The sequence below is a fragment of the Halomonas sp. CKK8 genome (genome assembly GCF_029625235.1).
Classification (GTDB): domain Bacteria; phylum Pseudomonadota; class Gammaproteobacteria; order Pseudomonadales; family Halomonadaceae; genus Halomonas; species Halomonas ventosae.
Genome location: NZ_CP121193.1, coordinates 488,048 through 508,484 on the forward strand (window position 1 = coordinate 488,048; position 20,437 = coordinate 508,484).

Consider the following 20,437-nt stretch of genomic DNA (forward strand, 5'->3'; position numbering starts at 1 on the left):
CACGACAGGCATCAGGAAGACCATCATGCCGTTCCGGCACGGGTCATTCTTATACGCTACATCACTTTAAGGAAATTTACAGGCCGGCGTATCAACGCGGTGATAGATCCCCGGCGGCGGATGGCCGCCGGGGCGAGGAGTCAGTTGAAGATGTGGAAGCTCTCGGCATTGAGCCACAGGTGGGCCATCACGCTGGCGATGTAGCCCAGGGCGATCACCGGGGTCCAGCGCAGGTGTCCCATGAAGGTGTAGTTGCCGCGGGCCTGGCCCATCAGGGCAACGCCGGCCGCCGAGCCGATCGACAGCAGGCTGCCGCCCACGCCGGCGGTGAGGGTGATCAGCAGCCAGTGGCCATGGGACATGTCCGGCTCCATGGTCAGCACCGCGAACATCACCGGGATGTTGTCGACCACTGCCGAGATCACCCCCAGGGCAATGTTGGCGCCAGTGGCGTTCCAGCCGGTATAGAGGGCCTCCGAGAGCATGCCCAGGTAGCCCATGAAGCCGAGGCCACCCACGCACATCACCACGCCGTAGAAGAACAGCAGGGTGTCCCACTCGGCCCGTGCCACACGGTTGAAGACATCGAAGGGCACCACGCTGCCCAGGCTCTCGAGCTTCTTCCAGTCGCCGCGCTGGCTGTAGCGGGTGCGCTTGCGCTCCAGGGAGCGGGGCAGGGTACGACGCAGGAAATAACCGAAGAACTGCAGGTAGCCTAGGCCCGTCATCATGCCCAGCACCGGCGGCAGGTGCAGCAGGGTGTGGCAGGCCACGGCGGTGGCCACGGTGAGCAGGAAGAGGGCGATGATGCGCCGCGCGCCGCGCTTGAGCCAGACATCCTCTTCCATGCTGGCCGGCTTGCGGTTCTTGATGAAGGCGCTCATTACCACGGCCGGGATCAGGAAGTTGATCAGCGACGGCACCAGCAGCTCGAAGAACTCCTGGAACTCGATCAGGCCGGCCTGCCAGACCATCAGGGTGGTGATGTCGCCGAAGGGGCTGAAGGCACCGCCGGCATTGGCCGCCACCACGATATTGACGCAAGCCAGGTTGATGAAGCGCTTGTCGCCCTCGGCGACCTTGGTTACCACCGCACACATCAACAGGGCGGTGGTCAGGTTGTCGGCGATCGGCGAGATCATGAAGGCCAGCACGCCGGTGATCCAGAACAGCGAGCGGTAGCTGAAGCCCTTGCGGACCATCCAGGAGCGCAGCGCGTCGAACACCCGGCGCTCGTCCATGGCGTTGATGTAGGTCATCGCCACCAGCAGGAACAGCATCAGCTCGGTGAATTCGAGCAGGGTCACGCGAAAGGCGTGCTCCGACTCGGCGGGCATGCCCGCCTTGACATAGACCCAGCCGATCAGCGCCCAGATGATGCCGGCCGCGACCAGCACCGGCTTCGACTTGCGCATGTGGATCTTCTCTTCGGCCATGACCAGGGCGTAGGCCAGCACGAAGACGGCGACGGCGAGCATGCCCACGAAGGAGCCGGTCAGGTCGAGTTCGCCGGTGGCGGCAAACACGGGGCCGCTGGCCAGCAGCGAGAGCAAGGCGAGCACGAACATGCCCGGCCAACGGGCGGATTGCCGTGGCCTGGGGGATATACGACAGGTTGTCAGCATGGCTGCGATCATCCTGAGGCAGGAGGTGGGGGAAGGGTTGGAAAGCGGCAGAATCTTATCACAGTGTGTTGCGATGCAGTATGCCACTTATTTATTACCCCCCGATTCTTTGGTAGGAGGATGATCGGTCGGCATTCCGGCAGGAACGATCAAGGCCGGTCGGGGCCATCAGCCCGGCCCGCTATCGGCGGCGGGAGGCGTCGGCCTGCGTTGTCGCGGGGTTTTGTGGCATCATCTGCCTTCCCGGCAACCGCCGGCAGGGTCCAGACCGCCAACGACGCAGGCATACAGTGCATGTTTCTCGATGATTTCCATACGCTTACGGATGGGCGTATCCGCATTTCCGCACAGCAGGCCAGCCAGTTCGCCAAGCGCATTGCCGGCGACTACAACCCCATCCATAACCCGGATGCACGCCGCTTCTGTGTGCCCGGTGACCTGCTCTTTGCCCTGGTGCTGGCGCGCTTCGGCCTCTCCCAGCGCATGTCCTTCCGCTTCCTGAGCATGGTCGGGGGCGGCACGCCGTTGTGTTTCAGCGAGCAGGACGATGGCCGGATCCGCGTCTGCGACGAGAACGGCAAGTGCTACCTGGAAGTCGAGCGCAGCGGCGAGGCGACCCGCGACGAGTCGGTGGTCGAGGCCTTCACCCGCAGCTACGTGGCCTTCTCGGGCAAGAACTTCCCCCACTACCTCAAGCCGCTGATGGAGGAGAAGGGGGTGATGTTCAACCCGCGGCGTCCGCTGGTGATCTACGACAGCATGGGCTTCTGCCTGGAGCGCCTGGATGCGCCCGCGCCGGGCCTGGAGTTCGTGGACTCCTCGCTGGAGGTGACCGGCAAGCGCGGCGATGCGCTGCTGGAGTTCCGCATCCTGGCCGGCGGCGAGGCGATCGGCACCGGCTCCAAGAAGCTGGTGGTCAGCGGGCTCTGCGACTACGACGCCGAGGCCATGGACGAGGTGGTCGCCGAGTTCTACCGCCTCAAGGCCGCCCACGAGGCCGAGGCCTGAGACGCCACCGCCGGTGCGCGTCCAGCCCGGGGCTCAGGCCACCACGGTGACCGGGCAGGGCGCCAGGTCGATGACCCGGTGACTGACGCTGCCGAGCAGGGATGACTGCCACTTGCCCAGGCCGCGGCGGCCCATGATGACCATCGGCGCCGCCTTGGCGTGGTGCCGGGCCCGGGCGACGATGGCCTCGGGGACGCGCTTCCCCTCGCTCACCACCGCCTCGATGCCACGCGGCACCTCGCCCAGGGCTTCCCTCGCCCGCCGGAAGGCCTCCTCGGACGGGCCGTCGTCCGTGCTCCCGGCGACTGCCGCGCGGCCATCCGGCCGGCAGAAGACCAGTTCCACCGGCACATCGGCCCGGCGGGCCAGCTCACCTGCCAGGGCGGTCGCCTTCAGGCAGTGGGCGGAGCCATCCACCGGCACCAGCACCTGCCCCAGGCGTGCCGCGTCGGACAGGCCGGCCGCGGCATGCACGATGGTGACCGGGCAGCGGGCCCGGTGAACCACCTCGTTGCTGATGCTGCCCTGCATGAACTTGCCGACATCGCTCAGCTGGCGGGCCCCCAGCACCAGCAGGCATCCGTCATGCCGGGCCGCATGCTCGAGGATGGTGCGGTCGGGATGGCGGATGAAGCTGGCACCCTCGAGCAGCACCTCGCTGGGCGCCTGCACCAGGCCAGGATCGAGCGCCTGCCGCGCCCGGGCAAAGGCCTCGGCGGCGATGTCCTGGCGTCGTGCCCTGTCGTGGTCGGCCTCCACCTGGCGGTTGGCGGGGATATCGCTGAGCTCGGCCGGGTTGAGCGGCATCACGTGCAACAGCTGCAGCGGTGTCTCCAGCAGCCTGGCCAGCAGGCTGGCGTGGCGCACCGCTGCCTGCGCCGATGGGGACCCATCCACGGGCACGATCACCAGCGAGATCTGCTCGTCCATCGACATCTCCTCCCCGTTACCTGAACGCCGGACATGCTGGCACTGTAATCGACTGCCGGTACCCAGCGGTAGGCCCGCCAGGCAGTTGTCGGTAGAGTGCCATCATCTCGGCCCCCTGCTGGGCAAGGGGGGAGGCCGTACCCTAAGGTTCAGGAACTGTTTCGCCGAAGGATGACGACCCGATGATGCGTACGCTGCTGCTGGAGGCCGATGGCCGTGTGACGAGGGGCGGGGAGGAGCTGATTGCACGCTGGCACGACGAGGCTGGAAGCCGTATCTGGATCGACCTGCAGGGCGAGGGACAGGCGCGCGAGCGAGAGCTGCTCGAGGCCTTCGACTGCCACCCCCTGGCCATCGACGACGCCCATCGCGAGCGCCACCCGCCCAAGATCGAGGAGTTCGAGACCCATACCCTGGTCCTCTATCGCGGCATCTCCTCCTTCGACGCCGAGCTCAACTTCGTGCCCCAGCAGATCGCCTTCTTCCTCGGCGAGCGCTTCCTGATCAGCCTGCACCCCGGCCTGGCGCTGAGCATCGACCGCCTGCTGGCCCACGAGGGCGAGACACTGCTGCGCCGCTCCCCCGAGCATGTGGCGCTGCGGGTCATGTACGTCTCCGCCGGTTACTACCTGGACAGCCTGCTCGAGTTCGAGAATGCCCTCAGCGACCTGGAGGACGAGCTGATGGAGGACGGCAGCGATGCCCTGATGCGCCGGGTCATCGCCTACCGCTCGCGGCTGGTGAAGATGCGTCGGGTGTTCCGCTACCACGTCGGCATCACCCAGGAGCTCACCGCCTACGACTACGAGCACCTGCCCCGTGACAACGAGGACACCCTGCACGCCATCAACGACGTCCACGAGCGCTTCGAGCGCCTGCACAGCCTGACCCAGATGTACTACGACATCTGCGGCGACCTGATCGATGGCTATATCTCGCTCTCCTCGCACCAGCTCAACATCACCATGCGGGTGCTCACGGTGATCACCGCGATCTTCGTGCCGCTCACCTTCATCGCCGGCATCTACGGCATGAACTTCGCACACATGCCGGAACTCGCCTATCGCTGGGGCTACTTCGTGGTACTGGGGGTGATGCTCGCCATCGGCCTCGGCCTGCTGTGGCTGTTCCGGCGCAGGAATTGGCTGTGAGCCCGGCCACCGTCGCGGCACGTTGACGCGGCGCACTTGGCCCGGAGGGGGCCAGCCTCTAGTCTCGAGGGTCTTTCCCCCTTGCCTGGCCCTGACATGCACCCACAACGCGCCCGTCTGCACAACGAGCTCCACGCCCGGCCCTCGATCTACTTCGAGGAGCCGGCGCACCTCCACCACTACGCCTTCCTCGACGGCGACGACATCGCCGCGGACATCCTCGGCCGGGTCGCCGAGGTGGTCGGCAAGACACCCGACATCGAGGCGGCCCAGGAGATCCTCGACCTCGGCGACCAGACCTTGAAGTGGGAGCGCCACACCGAGTTCTTCACCCTGACCCTGCTGGTACCGAAGCCCGCGCAGGGCGAGCCCTGGCCCTCGCCCCCGCCGCTGCTGGCGGAGATCGCCGCCGAACACAGCCGGGCGCTGATCAATGCCAGCCTGATCCTGGTGGAGGCCGAAACCGCCTGGGGCGGCGACGCCGAGGCCTACGGCTTTCGCGACCCCGCCGGTTCCAGCGTGGGCGATGGCGACGCCACCGTGTGGAGCGACTTCCGGCTCACGGCGGCCGGCGTCAATCGCCTGCTGCTGGTCAACCGTGGCCTCAACGCCTTTCGCCTGGGCCGCATGACCCGGCGGCTGCTGGAGATCGAGACCTACCGCATGATGGCCTCGCTGGCGCTGCCGGTGGCCAAGGAGATGAGCCTCGAGCTGCGCGACCACGAGCTCGAGCTCGGCGAGCTCTCGGAGCGCAATACCGAGGACGAGGAGGAGAGCTCCCGGCCGCTGCTGGCGGCCATTTCCGCGCTCTCGGCCCGGCTCGAGCGCTCCGGTGCCCGCTCGCGCCAGCGCTTCAGTGCCACCGAGGCCTATGCGCGGATCGTCTTCAACCGCATCGAGGAGTTGCGCGAGGAGCGCCTCGGCGACCGCCCCCGGCTGGGGACCTTCATCCTGCGCCGCTTCCGGCCGACGGTGCACTACTGCGCCGCGATCAACCAGCGCCAGGAGAGCCTGGCGGAGAGCGTGGCACGGCTCAATGACCTGCTCAGGACCCGTGCCCAGGTGGAGATCGAGGAGCAGAACTCCGAGATCCTGCAGAGCCTCAACGAGCGCACCAGCAGCCAGCTGAAGATCCAGAAGGCCGTCGAGGGGCTGTCGATCATCGTCATCAGCTACTACCTCTTCAGCCTGTTCAAGCTGGGGCTGCAGAGCCTCGGCGCCCTGGGCGTGGCGATCGAGCCCAGCGTTGCCGCCGCCGTGCTGGGGCCGTTGGGGTTGGGGATCATCGGCCTGCTGGCCTGGCGGATCCAGCGCGTCAAGAATCACTGACGAGAGGGGGCTCGATCCCGGCAGGGGCAGGAGGTTGGCGCTATGCTGAGGACAGGCCCCTCCGGGCCTGTCCCTCACCTGCACCCCTTCGGGAGGTGACCATGCGGCTACGTGATGCGGTCCGGGCCGATGCCCGGGACCTGGCCTACCTGATCAATCTGGCGGGGGAGGGGTTGCCAGAGTACCTCTGGGGGCTGATGGCAGAGGGCGGCGAATCCCCGCTGGAGGTCGGCATGCAACGCGCTGCCAGGCAGGAGGGCGGCTTCAGCTACCGCCACGCCAGGGTGTGCATCGACCGGGGGCGGCTGGTGGGGATGATCCTTGCCTATCGGCTGTCGGATGCCGGCGATCCCGAGGAACTGGACGACTGTCCCGCCGTGGTCGAGCCGCTGTTGCGTCTCGAGGCCAGGGTCCCGGGGAGCTGGTATATCAACGCCATCGCCACTCTGCCGTCGGCACGCCGCAAGGGCATCGGCCGCCTGCTGATGGCACAGGCCGAGGCCTCGGCGATTGCCGCCGGCTGCGACGAGATCAGCCTGATCGTGGCCTCGGAGAATGGCGTTGCCCGCGCGTTCTACCGTCGGCTGGGCTATCGCGAGGTGGCGTCCCTCCCGGTGGTTCCCTGGCCAGGCGGCCCGCATGGCGGCGACTGGCTGCTGATGGCCCGGCGCCTGGAGGGAGGCTAGGAGCCTGCCGGACTCGACGCGGCGCTTCCGCCCGAGCTGCGTGCCACCCTGGCTCGCAGGGCGAACAGCGCCATGGCCAGCAGGCCCACCAGCGCCATCAGCAGCAGCGGGAAGCTGCGCGTCCCGAGCCCTTCGAGCAGCGGGCCGGCCAGCGAGGGCACCGCCATGGCGCCGCTGCCGGCGGCCAGAAAGATCATTCCGGTGGTGCGTCCGCTCATCGCCATCAGCTGGTTGCTCAGCCCGAACAGGGTGGGAAAGATCGCCGAGGCGGACAGCCCGAAGAGCAACGAGACGGCCCCCAGCGGCAGCCAGTCCAGCTGCAGCCCCAGGGCGCTGGCGAGCCCCAGGGCCAGGCAGCCGCGCAGCACCCACCAGGGCGAGAAGCGGCGCAGCAGCGGGATCGCCAGCAGGCGTCCCACCGAGAGCGCCAGCCAGAACAGGGTGGCCAGCATGGCGGCCTCCTCGCCGGGCATGCCACGCAGGGTGGCGTAGGCGGTGACCCAGCCGGCGAAGGTGATCTCCATGCCCACATAGAGGCCGAACATGAACAGGAACAGCCCCAGCCGCCAGGCATCGGCGGGCGGCACGGGAGCGTCGTCCTCGCGGGCGACTGGTGCCCGGGGGCTCTCCAGGCGGACCAGCGGCCAGAGCAGCAGCAGCGCATAGAGCGCCACCGCCCAGAAGGCCCAGGCGAAGTGGCCGGTCAGTGCCAGCACCGCCACCAGCACCAGCGGCACCAGGGTGTTGCCCAGGCCGAAGCAGAAGTGCAGGGCGCTGATCCAGGGCGGCGAATCCTTGCCGTGGGCCCACAGCAGCAGGGTATTGGAGCCGGCGTTGGCCGAGACCTCGGCCAGGCCCAGCAGGAAGACGACACCGGTCAGCATCGCCAGCCCCTGGCTGAAGGGCACCAGCATGAGCCCCGCCGCCATCAGCAGCAGCATGGCGGCCACTACCCGGTGGCCCGGGAAGCGGTCCACCAGCCGCCCCGAGAGCAGCGAGCCGAGCATGTTGCCCAGTGCCCGGGCGGTGAACAGCACCGAGATCTGGCCCATGGTCGAGCCGGTCATCGCCGCCAGGTGCGGCAGCGCGGGACCGAGCAGGCCGCCGCTCATGCCCACGGCCAGCATGACCAGGAAGTAGCGGTGGGTGACCCGGCGGGCATGGGGCGTCGAGGCCGGCATGTCCCCTCCTTGGCAGGCGGCAAAGGGCGCGATTGTGCCATCTTTCCCGCCCCGGTGACTCCTCCCTGCCTCTGTCGCGGCATCGGCTGCCGGCCTGCGCCTTCTGCAGTCGGCCGCGCCTCGCTGCCGGTCAGGCCTGGGTGGGCTCGGCCTTGCCCTCGCGTGCCAGCCGCTGCCAGACGGCCACGCGCTCGGGCTCGCTCATTCGGCTCCAGCCGGTGATTTCGTCCAGGGTGCGCCCGCACCCCTCGCAGTGCGTGCCTTCCTGCGTGAGGCGGCAGCGCTTCACGCAGGGGGAGCGGCGAGCTACGAATGCATCACTCATAGCGCTCCCGCCACTGCTGGACGGCGACCTGTTCCTTGAGCATCTCGAGCATGTCGATCAGCACCTGCTCGGTTACCTGATCGGTGTGCTTGTCGACCTGCAGCCAGGCATCGAAGCCGCTCTCCGTCATGTGCTCTACCAGATGGCCGAACTCCGGCGAGCGCATGCCCCTCACGGCCTCGTCGAGCAGCCGGCAGGCCAGGTCGCGGAGCGTCTCGTCCAGCCCCATGGCCACCTGGCTGCCCATGGGCAGGCGCTTCAGGCGGCGAATCTCCGGGCTCTCGGCCAGGGTGCGGCCCACCAGGGCGCCGACGTAGCGCATCAGCTCGTCGCGGTTCGCGACATAGGCGGTGTCGGCCATCTCCTCCAGGCGCCGGGACACCTCGGCGATCAGCTGGTGCTTGCGCGGCTGGATCACGTCGCCGACGATGCGGCGGGAGAGCGAGTCGCTGGCGCGCACCTGCTGCTGCACATTGTCGAGCAGGCGGATGGCGATGCGGTCGGAGAGCTCCTCCAGCAGGATGTCATAGTACTTGGCATAGACGCCGTACAGGCGCCAGCGGCGGATATCGATCATGCCCACCCGCTGCAGGCGATGCAGCAGCGAGATGACGCGCAGCACCCGCAGCAGGCGGAAGCCGCCCAGGGGAATGCAGCCCAGCACGTCGTACCAGTGCACGAACGGGTAGAAGAACCAGCGATGGTAGCGCCGCTCGGCGATGGCCACGGCCCAGCCCAGCAGCACATCGAGCAGGAAGAGACTGACGAAGGCCAGGTCGATGGCAATGAAGTTGGCATGGACGTGTCGGTCGTAGGCGGCGTGCCAGCCCGGGGCCACGGCCTCGAAGGCCGCGTTGAGCGGTGGCAGCAGGTAGAGGGAGTCGAACAGCAGCAGCGCCAGGTTGGCCACCACCAGGACCAGGATCAGCAGGTCCCAGGCGATGTGCAGGCGTTCCAGGGCCAGGCCGACGGGCCGTTTCACCCTCTGCTCCCGGCGTTGGTGCGCAGCGGGTCGAGCAGCTCGCTCAGGCCGTTGTGGTCGATCTCGTGCATCAGGTGCAGCAGCCGTCCGATCTGCCCCTCGGGAAAGCCCTCGCGGGCGAACCAGTTGAGGTAGGGGCCGGGCAGGTCGGCGATCAGGCAGCCCGCGTGCTTGCCGAAGGGCATGCGCAGGGTGACCAGTTTCTCAAGGTCTTCGGGATTCACTATGCTGGCTCCATGACGGACAGAGGCGACCTTACCATGCCGGGTGTGACGCTCGAAGGGCCCATCGGGGTGATCGCCGATACCCACGGGCTGCTGCGCCCCGAGGCGCTGGCGATGCTCGAGGGCTGCGGGCTGATCCTGCATCTCGGCGACGTCGGCAGCAAGGACGAGGACGCCGCCCTCCTCGAGCGCCTCGCCGAGCTGGCGCCGCTGCATGCCGTGCGCGGCAATATCGACACCGCGGCCTGGGCCGAGGGGCTGCCGCACACCCTGGACCTGCGGGTCAACGGCTGGCGGCTGCACCTGGTGCACGACATCGCCGACCTCGACGCGAGCATCGCCTGCGACGCCGTGCTCCACGGCCACTCCCACAAGCCGCGCAACGAATGGCGGGGCGAACGGCTGCTGTTCAACCCGGGCGCCGCCGGCAAGCGTCGCTTCCGGCTGCCCATCACCCTGGGCAAGCTGTGGGCGGACGCGCGCGGCCTGCGCGGGGCGATTCTTCACCTGCCGCTGTGACGCGCCACGCCTTGATCCGGCGCCCCCCCCGCCCGCATGCAGGAGGGGTGAACCTTCCGACCCAACCCGAGGAGAGCCCATGACGACCCTGGTGATCGGTGCCAACGGCCAGATCGGCCGCCAGTTCTGCGCGCTGGCGCAGGCCGCCGGCGAGCCCATCAAGGCGATGATCCGCGACGCGGCCCAGCAGCCCTGGTTCGAGGAGCGCGGCATCGAGACGGTGATCGCCGACCTGGAGGGCGACTTCCGCGCCGCCTTCGACGGCTGCGACCAGGTGGTCTTCACCGCCGGCTCGGGCCCGCACACCGGCCCCGACAAGACCCTGCTGATCGACCTCTACGGGGCCATCCGCGCCGTGGATATCGCCCGCGAGCAGGGCATCGGGCGCTTCCTGATGGTCAGCGCGATGCGCGCCGAGAATCCCCAGGAGGCGCCGGAGAAGCTGCGTCCCTACATGGCCGCCAAGTTCGCCGCCGATGCCCACCTGCGCCTGGCCGGGGTGCCCCACGTGATCCTGAAGCCTGGCCGGCTCACCGACGAGCCCGCCACCGAGCGCGTGGCCACCTCCCTCGACGAGACCGGCGGCGAGAACCGGGTCTCGCGGGCCAATGTCGCCCATGCCCTGCTGCACCTGCTCAAGGCCCGGGAACTGGTCGATCGCGAGTTCGTGCTGCTCGACGGCGAGCGGGAGATCGGCGAGGCGCTGGCATAGCGCGGCCAGCGGCCGGCTGATCCGACCAGTCCCCTTACTCCAGGTGTTGCTCCAGGTCTGCCAGGAAGGCCCGGATGCGCGCCGCGTTGGTGCCCACGTCGCTGGCGCCGAGTCGCGAGGCCGAGCGCATGTCGACCCGCACGCCATCCGGCGTCTCGGTCAGGCGGATCACCACGTCGTCCTTGAAGCCGAACCAGGTGGTGGTGGCGGTGGCTTCCAGCCGGGCGTCGCCCACCGTGGCGATCTCCCAGCCGGCGTCGCGCGCCTCGGCCTCGACGGCGGCCAGCACCGCGTCGAGGGGGGCGTCGAGGATCCGCGGCTGGATCTCCGGGTAGGCCTCGCGCTGCTGGCGGGCGGTCGCCTCGCCGGGGTAGTCCACGGCGTTGGGAGCGGCCTCCCGGGCCGCGACCAGGGCCTCGAAGGCGGGCGGGTCCTGCAGGTCGGTGGTGATGTCGTGGATGGGCGGCACCCTCTGGGCCTGCTGCAGCTGCATCCAGGGCACCGCGACCAGCACCAGGCCGGCCAGGATCACCAGCCCACCGAGCAGCGCCGGCAGGGCGCGGCGGGTGAAGGCGGCCATGACCAACCCCACCAGGCCCAGCCCGGCGGCGCCGAGGGCGACGAAGGCGCCGTAGCGCAGCATGCTGAAGGCATCCCCCAGCGCGAGCAGCCCGGTGCGATAGGCCGGCCCCGCGAGGGCCATGGAGAGGGCTGCCAGGATGGCCAGGATGCCCCCCGCCAGTGCCACCTTGAAGGCCACGCCCGTGCCTCGGTGTCCCGATGTCTTGGGGTCAGGTGTCATGCCGCTTCCTCGCGTCGGTCGGCCCATGTCGAAGGGTAGCCCCTCGGTCGGGGATAAGCGCCCGTCATGCCCCGAGGCATGGGCAGAAGGGGATCAATCCAGCACGATCAGGTGATTGGGCAGCTCGTTGCGCTCGTGGGTGGCCGGTACCTGCTCCTTGAGGTGTTCGCCGCAGGCCTCGATGCACTCCAGGAAACCCCGCAGGGTCTCGCCGGCCCTCACCTGGCGGGTGAACGCCGCCACGATGGACTCCCAGGTCTCGTCGCTGATGCGCGCCGAGATGCCACGGTCGACCAGGATCTCGACATAGCGCTCGGCCTCGGAGACGAAGATCAGCATCCCCGTCCCCCCCTCGGTATGGTGCAACTCCTGTTCCAGGAACTGCCGCCGGGCGAGGTTGGCCGCTCGCCAGTGGCGAACCGAGCGCGGGATCAGCCGGGTGGTGACGGCGGGAAGGCGGAACAGCAGTCCCAGCACGATGAAGGTCGCCCACTGCGCCAGCGTCAGCTCCCAGGCCGTCAGCCAGCCGGGAAAGTAATTGACCGCACCGGGCACCACCAGGGCCAGCAGGCCCGCCCAGAGCAGCGGGATATAGGCATAGTTGTCCGCTTGCGGCGCCAGCACGGTGACCAGCTCGGCATCGGTATCGCGCTCGACCCGATGAATCGCCTCGGCTACCTGTCGCTGCTCGTCTTCACTCAATAAGGCCATGGGGGTCGTGATCTCCGAATCCTGATTGTCATGTCGGTGTCGCCACCGGCCGTAGGGCCGGGTTACCAGCCGCCGGACGCGCCGCCGCCACCGAAGCCGCCGCCACCTCCGCCGAAACCACCCCCGCCGCCGAGGCCGCCGCCACCGCGCGACCTGCCGCCAAGCGCACCGCCCAGCAGCATGCCGGCCAGCAGGCCGCCGCGACCGCCCCGTACCAGGGTCATGACGATCACGAACATCACGAAGAAGAGAATCGATGCCGGTCCCCTGGGGCCCTGCTCTCCGGCCGGGGCGTTGGAGGTGGCGCTGGTGTCCATGGGTTCGCCGCCCAGCACCCGGATCATCGCCTCCACGCCCTCGGTGATGCCGCGGGCGTAGTCACCCTCGCGGAAGGCCGGCGTCAGGGTCTGGTTGATGATCACCGAGGACTGGGCGTCGGTCAGTCGGCCCTCGAGGCCGTAGCCGACCTCGATGCGCACCTTGCGCTCATTCGGCGCGACGATCAGCAGGGCGCCGTTGTCCTCCTCTGCCTGGCCGATGCCCCAGTGGCGCCCCAGCTGATAGCCATACTGCTCGATGGGGACGCCCTGCAGGTCCGGCAGGGTCGCCACCACCAGTTGCTCGGTGGTGGCCTCCTCGTGGGCCGCGAGCCGCTCGCTCAGGCGTGATTCGGTGGCCGGGTCCAGCAGCTCGGCCTGGTCCACCACGCGGCCGGTCAGCTCGGGAAAGTCGAGTTCCTGGCCTTCACTTTCCTGGGCCTGAAGGCCGAGGGCCGTCGAGAGCAGCAATGCCAGTAGCGGAATGCGCAGAAGGTCGCTCATTCAAACTCCACCTGGGGGGCCTGGTCCGCGTTCTCGGTCGTGGCCTCGAAGGTCTCGCGAAGCGGCATGTCGCTGTAGAGGACGCTGTGCCACAGGCGACCGGGGAAGGTGCGGATCTCGGTGTTGTAGCGCTCGACCGCGGTGATGTAGTCGCGTCGTGCCACGGCGATGCGGTTCTCGGTGCCCTCGAGCTGCGATTGCAGGGTCAGGAAGTTCTGGTTCGACTTCAGGTCGGGGTAGCGCTCGGACACCGCCATCAGGCGGCTCAGTGCCCCGGTGAGCTGCTGCTGGGCCTGCTCGAACTGGCGCATCTTTTCCGGGTCGTCCAGCGACTCGGCATCGATCTGGATGGAGGTGGCCTTGGCCCGCGCCTCGACCACGGCGGTCAGGGTCTCCTGCTCCTGCCGGGCAAACCCCTTGACCGTCTCGACCAGGTTGGGCACCAGGTCCGCACGGCGCTGATACTGGTTCTCCACCTGGCCCCAGGCCGACTTCACCTGCTCGTCATAGGTGGGGATGTTGTTGACGCCGCAGCCCGTCAACAGCAACGCCATGATCAGCACAAGGGTAAATCGCCAGACGCGAGGGTCGGGAAGCGCGGTGTGTCTCGTCAGCATGGGGGCGTTTATCCCTGTGATTGCGATTCGATGATCTCCACGGTACAGCTCAGGTTGAGGCGAAGGAAGCGATGCATGGAGACACTCTGTTCGGTAGCGAACAAGGACGGCCCGTGCCGCCCTTGGGTCAACAAGGGGGCGAAGAACGGTGGCGTGCGAATATCCAACGGTTCATCCCAAGCGGTTCCTGACGTCTGTACCGTCGGCGTTGACCGCAGTAGCGGCACTTGTTCTCTGACCCGGTGTTTTCGGTCGGCACTAGTTTCGGTCGCAACCAGGGAGTCGTCCCCCTTGATTCTGGCCTTCTTCAATCCGCCTGAGACGAGCTGACATCGTGCTCGGCGGCATCTTCGGCACCTTCCTCGACCATCTCCTGGGCCTTCTTCTCCTCCTCCTCAGAGGCCCCCGGCTTCGCGTGGTCCTTGTTCGCGACGGCCAGGGTCGCGGTGACGGCGAAATGGTCGGAGCCGGGGACCCTTACCCGGTCGAGGCCGATCAGGTGGAAGCCGTCTGAGACGAACAGGTGGTCGATCGGGTATCGCAATAAGGGTCGCTCCGCGGGGTAGGAGCTCAGCAGCCGTCGGCCACGGCGCGGGTCCTTCAGGTCGCTCAGGTCTGCGAACAGCCGGGTGGTGTCGGACCATGCGACATCATTGAAGTCGCCGGTGACGATCCAGCGATTGTCCGAGTCCTCTTGAACGTGGCGGGCAACGAGCATCAGCTCAGCATCGCGGACCCGACTGTCCCGACGCTCGCTCGTCTCGTCGTTGTGGCTGATCTGGTCCCGCAGCCCTGGCGGGACGGGGTGAGTGCCGATGTAGCGTACCGGCTCGATATCCGGCACATCCAGGGTCACGAAGATCGATGGCCGACGATCAGAGATCAGGTGCTTGATCTCCTGCTCCAGCAAAGGAAACCGCGACCAGAGCATGATTCCCAGCCCCTCGCCACGAACCTCCCCGACCCGATGCGCATAATGCTCATTCAGGGACGCCACCCCCTCGGCCCAGGCGCGATCGACCTCGATCAGTAGCAGGAGGTCGGGATTTTCACGCTGGACCACTGCCACAAATTCGTCGTATCTGTCGTTGGTATAGGTGACATTCGCCGTCAAGACTTTCAGGGCCGTGCGATCGCCGTCGGCATGAGTCTCGGCGATGGGAACCTCGGTCGGCCAGACAGGCGTGAACGGCAGGATATGTGACAGCTGCCATGCGCCCGTCGCGACAATCACTGCCGCCCACACGGCGTGCTCAGAGCGTGGCCGATTCCACCAGGCGTGAACTGCCAGCAGCACAAGTGGCACGATCGCCGCGAAACTCAACTGAAGCCGTGGGAACTCCCACAACTGCACCCACCACTGTCCGCTGGGGATCATCGGCAGCAAGCTTACCGCCAGCAACAGCAGTGCCAGCACTCGGATAGACCAGAGAAGAAGCGTTGCAGCCATGGCACCTCATTCATCAGGCGACACCGGTCACCGGCGTAGCCTCGGTCGTACTTGCTTCAACCTCTTCAAGTATCCTTCTGCCTCGGGGAGCCCGTCTGTGGGGCTCCTGCTCGCCTTCACGCTGGTACTTGCCGTCCCGGTGACCATCGTGCCGCGGCACGCCAGAGCAAATGCGTAGTAACTATAAACCATCCTGTGTCGGGCGACAGGCGACGGTCTCAATGGCCCAATGCGGCGCCAGACTCATCAGGTACGGTGTTGCCATGCCTCCATTGCTCCCGCCATCTTGCTGCTGATGCCATGGCCCCTGGACGATGCAAAGCCTCGCCGAGTGATGGAGAATGTGCCGTTACCTGATGGTTGCCGCGCGCCCTGGCGACGCTGTCCGACACCATGCAACGAGGCCCCATGAACCCCACCATCGAACTGCTCAAGTCCCACCGCTCCATCCGCAAGTTCACCGACCAGCCGGTCTCCCGCGAGCTGCTGGAGACGCTGATCGAGGCCGGCCAGGCCGCGGCCACCTCCAGCCACGTCCAGGCCTACTCTGTGATCCACGTGACGAATCCGGCGAACCGCGAAGCGATCGCCGAGCTAGCCGGCGGCCAGTCCTACGTGGCCACCTGCGGCGCCTTCCTGCTGTTCTGCGCCGACATGAAGCGCCCCACCGAGGCCGCCGAGCGCACCGGCGCCCGGGTGGTTCGCGGCATGACCGAGCAGCTGCTGGTGGCCAGCGTGGATACCGCCTTGATGGCCCAGAATGTGGCCATCGCAGCGGAATCGGAAGGGCTGGGCATCTGCTATATCGGCGGCATCCGCAACAACCCCCAGCAGATCAGCGACCTGGTGGGCATCCCGGACCACGTCTTCCCGGTGTTCGGCATGTGCCTCGGCTACCCGGCCCACGACCCGGACAAGAAGCCGCGCCTGCCGGTGGCGGCGATCCTCAAGGAGGACACCTACACCGATGACCGCGAGCAGGTGGCGGCCTACGACGACGCCATGCACGCCTACTACCAGTCGCGGAAGGGCGGCCCCAAGGACTCCACCTGGTCCCAGAACCTGACCCCGCTGTTCGATACCAAGCTGCGTCCCCACATGCGCGAGTTCCTGGTCAAGCGCGGCTTCGAGATGAAGTGAGCCGTAGCTCAGCCGTGGATGTAGCGCAGGCGGGCATCGCGGCGCAGGCGCAGCATGGTGATCACGTTGGTCAGGAAGATCAGGCTCTCGGCGATGGTGCCGCCGATCGAGCCGGCCAGCAGGTTGCTGATCACCCAGCACAGCGCCGCCACGGCCAGGGCGGCGCGCATGGCGATCCCGCGCAGCATGAACATGCCCCAGGTGCCGAGCAGGCCCGCCGCCAGGGCGGGGATGTCCCGCGGGCCGCTCCAGGTCAGCGCCGCCACCGCCAGGGTGGCGGCCAGCATCACCAGCATGAGCAGGCGGTGGCGCGGGAAGCGGCGCACCAGGGCGATGCGCAGCACGATCAGCGCCGAGATCCCGGCCGCCACCCAGCTCTCGAACAGCGCGAACTGTGCGGCGAAGGCGACGTTGGCGAACAGCAGCAGCACGAACAGCCTGTCGTCCCGCTTGCTGGCGAATGCCACGAGGCAGAGCGCCAGGGCCACCAGGCTGACGCCCTGGCCCAGCAGCCATCTCAGGCCGATCTCGTCCATGGAATATCCGCTGTCGGGGTGGAGAAGGAGGAAAACCGCGCAATGCTAGCATGCCGGCCCGCCGCACATCTGTGGTAGCCGATGGCATCACGCCGGGGCGCTCAGGAGAGTTCCAGCTCCTGCAGCAAAGCGGCCAGTGCCTGCCGGTCCTGGCCCTCCAATGTCTTCAGGGGCAGCGGCAGGCTGGGCGGTTCGGTGAGCCCCAGCAGCTCCGCCGCGGTGGCCACCACGCGCAGGCTTCCTCCATGCCGGCGGAACAGGGCCCATAGCGGCTCGAGACGCTGGCTCAGCCGCAGGGCCTCGTCCCCCTTGCCGGCCCGGGCCGCGTGGGTAATGGCCAGGGCGGTCTCGGGGAACAGGCCGCCGATCACCGAATACCAGGCCTCGCAGCCGGCATTCAGCCCCGTGGCGGCCATGGCATCGCCGCTGCCCCCGATCGTCACATCCGGCGGGATCAGGCCGCGCAGCCGCGCGACACGCTCCCGGGCGGCCGCTGGCTCGGCGGGCACCCCGGGAATCTTGATGGAGGCCACCCTGGGCAGCGCCGCGATGCGCCCATGCAGCGCGTCGCTGAAGGTGAAGTGTGTCGTGCCGGGGTTGTCGTAGACGCAGAGCGGCAACGAAAGTCGAGCGGTCACGGCCTCATAGAGCCCGAAGGCCTCCTCCTCGGACAGCGGCTGGTACGACATCGGCGCCAGCAGCACCGCGCTGGCGCCCGCGGCCTCGGCGTCCTCGGCCAGGGCAAGGACGTCGCGGGTGCGCAGGGCGCTGATGCCCACGATCACCGGCACGTCGCCGGCGTGCTCCACGGCCAGCCGGGCTATGCGGGCGCGCTCGGCGCGGGTGAGGTAGGCATAGTTCCCCGTCGAGCCGAGCGCCCCGATGGAGTCCACGCCCGCAGCGGCCAGCCTCTCGACCAATCGGACGAAGGCCGCCTCGTCGATGGCGTTCTCGTTCATGGGCGTCAACGGAAAGGCACTCAGGCCGGTGAACATGGCGGTCTCCTCGCTCCATAGGCTGGCGGCGGACTTGCTCGGGAGTATGCCACGGCGGAGACTCGGCACCACGCATCCGGGCTGCGCACCGGAGTCTTTCCGCTAACCCGTGGAGGTCGACCGAATGGAGAGCCAAGCCGATCCCGATCTGGCCCTGCGCCTGCGCGAGCTGCTGAGGGGCCTGCCCGACGAGCGGCTGCCGATCACCTACCAGCAGGCCGCTGAGGCGCTGGGCCTCGCGCCCCCACGAACCATCCAGCGTGTCGCCCTGGCGCTGGAGGCGCTGATGCGCGAGGACGTCGCCGCCGGCCGGCCGATGATCGCCGCCCTGGTGGTCAGCCGCCGCGGCGACCTGCCCCGGCAGGGGTTCTTCGAGCTGGCGGTATCGCTCGGCCGCTTCCCCGCCGACGCGGCAGGCCACGCGGCGGCCTATCGGCAGGAGCTCCGGCAGGTGCTGGCGGAGCGATCAGAATGAAGCGAAGAGAGTGAGGTGAGCTCACAGGGTGCTCTGGTCGGCAGCCCCGCGTCGCGACTACGCATTGGCGCGACTTGCCGGCCTAGTCGCGGAAAGACTCGACGAGCTTCACGTAGCGACGCGGGCCGGATTTGGTGACGTTGACGAACATGTCACCACACTAGTCCGGCCATTCTATAGACGGCAACTAGCCAAGAGAAAAACGTGTCACTCCAAAGAATTCGGCCAGAATAGGCTAACTAACTGAATTCTCGGACCACAGGTGTCGAAATCAGGCCAAAATCGGGTTGGAAGTGTCGAACTCGGGCTCAGCATCTTCCTTTCTGCGTCAATCCGGTGAATAAGGCGTAATTAAGGCGTAATAAGGGCAGCCCGTAGGCTGCCCTGTTCGGTCATGCATAGTGTGAAGCGCCTCAGCCTTTGGGACCTCGAGGCTCGCTTATCAGTCCATTGACCATGCCATAGCACGCCACCAGCAAGACGAAGGTGAAGGGCAGGGCGGTAACGATCACTGCCGCCGCCAGCGCTTTCAGGCCGCCACCCAGCAGCAGGGCGATGGCGATGGCACCCTGGATGAGGGCCCAGAAGATCCGCTGCGGTTTGGGCGCATCGACCTTGCCGCCGGCCGTGATGGAGTCGATCACCAGCGAGCCGGAGTCGGAGGACGTGATGAAGAACACGACCACCAGCACGATGCCGATCAAGGAGGTGATCTGGGACAGCGGCAGTTGGCTGAACACCACGAACATCTGCAGTTCGAGGGCCGAGTCCATGGCGCCCTGGAAGTTGTCGGTGATCACCTGGTCGACGGCTGTGCCACCTAAGGTACTCACCCACAGCACCGTGATAGTCGACGGCACCAGCAGCACGGCGATCAGGAATTCACGAACAGTGCGACCTCGGCTGACCCGGGCGATGAACATGCTGACAAACGGTGCCCAGGAGACCCACCAGGCCCAGTAGAAGGTGGTCCAGCCCTGGCTGAAATTGGCATCCTCACGGCCGAAGGGCATGGAGAGCGCAGGCAGGTTGACCAGGTAGGCGACCAAGTTCTCGAAGAAGCCGGTGACGATCAGCAGGGTCGGGCCCACGGCCATCACGAAGACCACCAGCAGGAAGGCCAACACCATATTGAGCTGGGAGAGTCGCTGCACGCCCTTATCGACGCCGAGGACGACCGACACCAACGCGATCAGGGAGATGCTGATGATCAGCACCACCATGGTGATGTTGGTGTTGGGGATGCCGAACAGGTAATTCAAGCCTGCGGCGGCCTGAGTGGCGCCGAGGCCGAGTGACGTGGCCAGGCCGAACAGCGTGGCGAACACCGCCAGGATATCGATGGCGTGGCCTGGCCAGCCCCAGATGCGCTCCCCAAGGACCGGGTAGAAAACCGAGCGCATGGTCAGCGGCAGGCCCTTGTTGTAGGCGAACAGCGCCAGGGCCAGGGCTACCACGGCATAGGTCCCCCAGGCATGCAGGCCCCAGTGGAAGATGGTGGTGGATATGCTTAGCGAGGCGGCGGCGGCCGGGTCACCCGCGGCGGCGCCCAGAGGTGCCCAGTCGGTGCGCACCCCGTTTTCCACGGTGATGCCCCCCATGGCGCTGCCGTAGTGGGTCAGTGGCTCGGAGAGCCCATAGAACATCAGGCCGATGCCCATGCCCGCGGCGAACAGCATGGAAAACCAGCCGATAAAACTGAATTCCGGCTGGGCATTGGCACCGCCTATCCTGACCCTAGCCATGGGTGTGAAGATCAGCACGAACGCGAGCACCAGGAAGATGTTGGCCGCCAGCAGGAAGAACGAGGACAGGTTAACGGTCAGGAAGTTGAAGGCGGTATTGAAGACCGGTTCCACCTGGTCTTGCAGGGCCAGCGTGATGATCACGAAGAACAGGACCGTCAGTGAGGAGATGGTGAAGACCTTGCCGTGCAGGTCCACTGAAATCCCGAACTTGGAGGCCGCGAAGTTGTCCTGTCCGATCACGTGATCGGTTTCGATGAGGTTCGCCGGCCCATCCGGTGCCGGGATGCCCCGGGAGCCGGCGTGTTTCGGTTGCGGGGCGCTCGCTTCGTTGGGATTTATATACACTTTTTATTTCCCTTTCAGTTTGTCGGTAGTTGAGGGTGCGTGCATTAGTTAGCACCGGGGCCTGACCAGAAAGGTCGAGGCATGGGTGTGGGTCGCCACCTTACCCCCGAGAGAAGGCATCACGA

General features: G+C 67.3%; 22 protein-coding genes. 8 read left to right on the forward strand and 14 right to left on the reverse strand.

Annotated features, from left to right (window positions below):
- Positions 1–140: 140 nt before the first annotated feature.
- A complete protein-coding gene (gene nhaD / locus P8934_RS02380) occupies positions 141–1,568 on the reverse strand; it encodes a sodium:proton antiporter NhaD (protein ID WP_278032747.1) in 1,428 nt (475 codons plus the stop codon).
- A 351-nt stretch (positions 1,569–1,919) separates the two neighbouring features.
- Between nhaD and P8934_RS02385 the strand changes: the two genes are divergently transcribed.
- A complete protein-coding gene (locus P8934_RS02385) occupies positions 1,920–2,633 on the forward strand; it encodes a DUF3581 domain-containing protein (RefSeq protein WP_278032748.1) in 714 nt (237 codons plus the stop codon).
- Positions 2,634–2,666: 33 nt separating this feature from the next.
- On the opposite strand, the gene P8934_RS02390 is transcribed toward P8934_RS02385, so the two are convergent.
- A complete protein-coding gene (locus P8934_RS02390; RefSeq protein ID WP_278032749.1) occupies positions 2,667–3,563 on the reverse strand; it encodes a universal stress protein in 897 nt (298 codons plus the stop codon).
- Between the two features lie 182 nt (positions 3,564–3,745).
- Between P8934_RS02390 and P8934_RS02395 the strand changes: the two genes are divergently transcribed.
- The 3 genes from P8934_RS02395 to P8934_RS02405 all read left to right on the forward strand — a co-directional run bounded on the left by P8934_RS02395 (position 3,746) and on the right by P8934_RS02405 (position 6,729).
- Entirely contained in the window at positions 3,746–4,714 is a 969-nt protein-coding gene (locus tag P8934_RS02395) for a magnesium transporter CorA family protein (protein WP_278032750.1), read from the forward strand.
- A gap of 96 nt (positions 4,715–4,810) precedes the next feature.
- On the forward strand, positions 4,811–6,043 hold the full coding sequence (locus P8934_RS02400; RefSeq protein ID WP_278032751.1) for a DUF3422 domain-containing protein: 1,233 nt from the start codon (positions 4,811–4,813) through the stop codon (positions 6,041–6,043).
- A 101-nt stretch (positions 6,044–6,144) separates the two neighbouring features.
- Positions 6,145–6,729 carry a GNAT family N-acetyltransferase gene (locus tag P8934_RS02405; protein WP_278032752.1) on the forward strand — a complete coding sequence of 195 codons (585 nt, stop codon included), beginning with the start codon at positions 6,145–6,147 and terminating at the stop codon, positions 6,727–6,729.
- Here the strand turns inward: P8934_RS02405 and P8934_RS02410 are convergent.
- The 4 genes from P8934_RS02410 to P8934_RS02425 form a co-directional block, all read right to left on the reverse strand.
- Positions 6,726–7,910 carry an MFS transporter gene (locus P8934_RS02410; protein WP_278032753.1) on the reverse strand — a complete coding sequence of 395 codons (1,185 nt, stop codon included), beginning with the start codon at positions 7,908–7,910 and terminating at the stop codon, positions 6,726–6,728. The genes P8934_RS02405 and P8934_RS02410 overlap by 4 nt on opposite strands.
- Before the next feature lie 130 nt (positions 7,911–8,040).
- Positions 8,041–8,235 carry a DUF1289 domain-containing protein gene (locus P8934_RS02415; RefSeq protein WP_278032754.1) on the reverse strand — a complete coding sequence of 65 codons (195 nt, stop codon included), beginning with the start codon at positions 8,233–8,235 and terminating at the stop codon, positions 8,041–8,043.
- On the reverse strand, positions 8,228–9,217 hold the full coding sequence (locus P8934_RS02420) for an ion transporter (protein WP_278032755.1): 990 nt from the start codon (positions 9,215–9,217) through the stop codon (positions 8,228–8,230). Before P8934_RS02420 ends, P8934_RS02415 begins: the two co-directional genes overlap by 8 nt.
- On the reverse strand, positions 9,214–9,441 hold the full coding sequence (locus P8934_RS02425; RefSeq protein WP_278032756.1) for a DUF3820 family protein: 228 nt from the start codon (positions 9,439–9,441) through the stop codon (positions 9,214–9,216). The genes P8934_RS02420 and P8934_RS02425 overlap by 4 nt, the downstream gene beginning before the upstream one ends.
- Positions 9,442–9,477: 36 nt before the next feature.
- Here P8934_RS02425 and P8934_RS02430 point away from each other — a divergent pair, with 36 nt between their 5' ends.
- Positions 9,478–9,960: a metallophosphoesterase family protein gene (locus tag P8934_RS02430; RefSeq protein ID WP_278032757.1), complete on the forward strand. Its 483-nt coding sequence runs from the start codon at positions 9,478–9,480 to the stop codon at positions 9,958–9,960.
- A gap of 79 nt (positions 9,961–10,039) precedes the next feature.
- Positions 10,040–10,672, forward strand: a complete 633-nt coding sequence (locus P8934_RS02435; protein ID WP_278032758.1) for an SDR family oxidoreductase — start codon at positions 10,040–10,042, stop codon at positions 10,670–10,672.
- A 34-nt stretch (positions 10,673–10,706) separates the two neighbouring features.
- On the opposite strand, the gene P8934_RS02440 is transcribed toward P8934_RS02435, so the two are convergent.
- From P8934_RS02440 to P8934_RS02460, 5 genes are all read right to left on the reverse strand, one after another.
- On the reverse strand, positions 10,707–11,474 hold the full coding sequence (locus P8934_RS02440; RefSeq protein WP_278032759.1) for a DUF1499 domain-containing protein: 768 nt from the start codon (positions 11,472–11,474) through the stop codon (positions 10,707–10,709).
- 93 nt (positions 11,475–11,567) lie between these two features.
- A complete protein-coding gene (locus P8934_RS02445) occupies positions 11,568–12,185 on the reverse strand; it encodes a TPM domain-containing protein (protein WP_278032760.1) in 618 nt (205 codons plus the stop codon).
- A 62-nt stretch (positions 12,186–12,247) separates the two neighbouring features.
- Entirely contained in the window at positions 12,248–13,006 is a 759-nt protein-coding gene (locus P8934_RS02450; RefSeq protein ID WP_278032761.1) for a TPM domain-containing protein, read from the reverse strand.
- Complete coding sequence (locus tag P8934_RS02455) at positions 13,003–13,623, reverse strand: LemA family protein (protein WP_278032762.1); 621 nt, start codon at positions 13,621–13,623, stop codon at positions 13,003–13,005. The genes P8934_RS02450 and P8934_RS02455 overlap by 4 nt, the downstream gene beginning before the upstream one ends.
- Before the next feature lie 307 nt (positions 13,624–13,930).
- Complete coding sequence (locus P8934_RS02460; RefSeq protein ID WP_278032763.1) at positions 13,931–15,073, reverse strand: endonuclease/exonuclease/phosphatase family protein; 1,143 nt, start codon at positions 15,071–15,073, stop codon at positions 13,931–13,933.
- Positions 15,074–15,481: 408 nt separating this feature from the next.
- On the opposite strand from P8934_RS02460, the gene nfsA reads away from it, so the two are divergent.
- The gene (gene nfsA, locus P8934_RS02465; protein ID WP_278032764.1) at positions 15,482–16,213 is read left to right on the forward strand and encodes an oxygen-insensitive NADPH nitroreductase; all 732 of its coding nucleotides are present in this window, start codon (positions 15,482–15,484) and stop codon (positions 16,211–16,213) included.
- Between the two features lie 8 nt (positions 16,214–16,221).
- Here the strand turns inward: nfsA and P8934_RS02470 are convergent, their stop codons facing one another.
- Positions 16,222–16,749, reverse strand: a complete 528-nt coding sequence (locus P8934_RS02470; protein ID WP_278032765.1) for a YgjV family protein — start codon at positions 16,747–16,749, stop codon at positions 16,222–16,224.
- Positions 16,750–16,850: 101 nt separating this feature from the next.
- The gene (locus P8934_RS02475; protein ID WP_278032766.1) at positions 16,851–17,744 is read right to left on the reverse strand and encodes a dihydrodipicolinate synthase family protein; all 894 of its coding nucleotides are present in this window, start codon (positions 17,742–17,744) and stop codon (positions 16,851–16,853) included.
- A 124-nt stretch (positions 17,745–17,868) separates the two neighbouring features.
- Between P8934_RS02475 and P8934_RS02480 the strand changes: the two genes are divergently transcribed.
- On the forward strand, positions 17,869–18,219 hold the full coding sequence (locus tag P8934_RS02480; RefSeq protein WP_278032767.1) for a hypothetical protein: 351 nt from the start codon (positions 17,869–17,871) through the stop codon (positions 18,217–18,219).
- A 413-nt stretch (positions 18,220–18,632) separates the two neighbouring features.
- On the opposite strand, the gene P8934_RS02485 is transcribed toward P8934_RS02480, so the two are convergent.
- Positions 18,633–20,207 (reverse strand): BCCT family transporter, encoded by a 1,575-nt coding sequence (locus P8934_RS02485; protein WP_278032768.1) that lies wholly within the window; start codon positions 20,205–20,207, stop codon positions 18,633–18,635.
- Positions 20,208–20,437 lie beyond the last annotated feature (230 nt).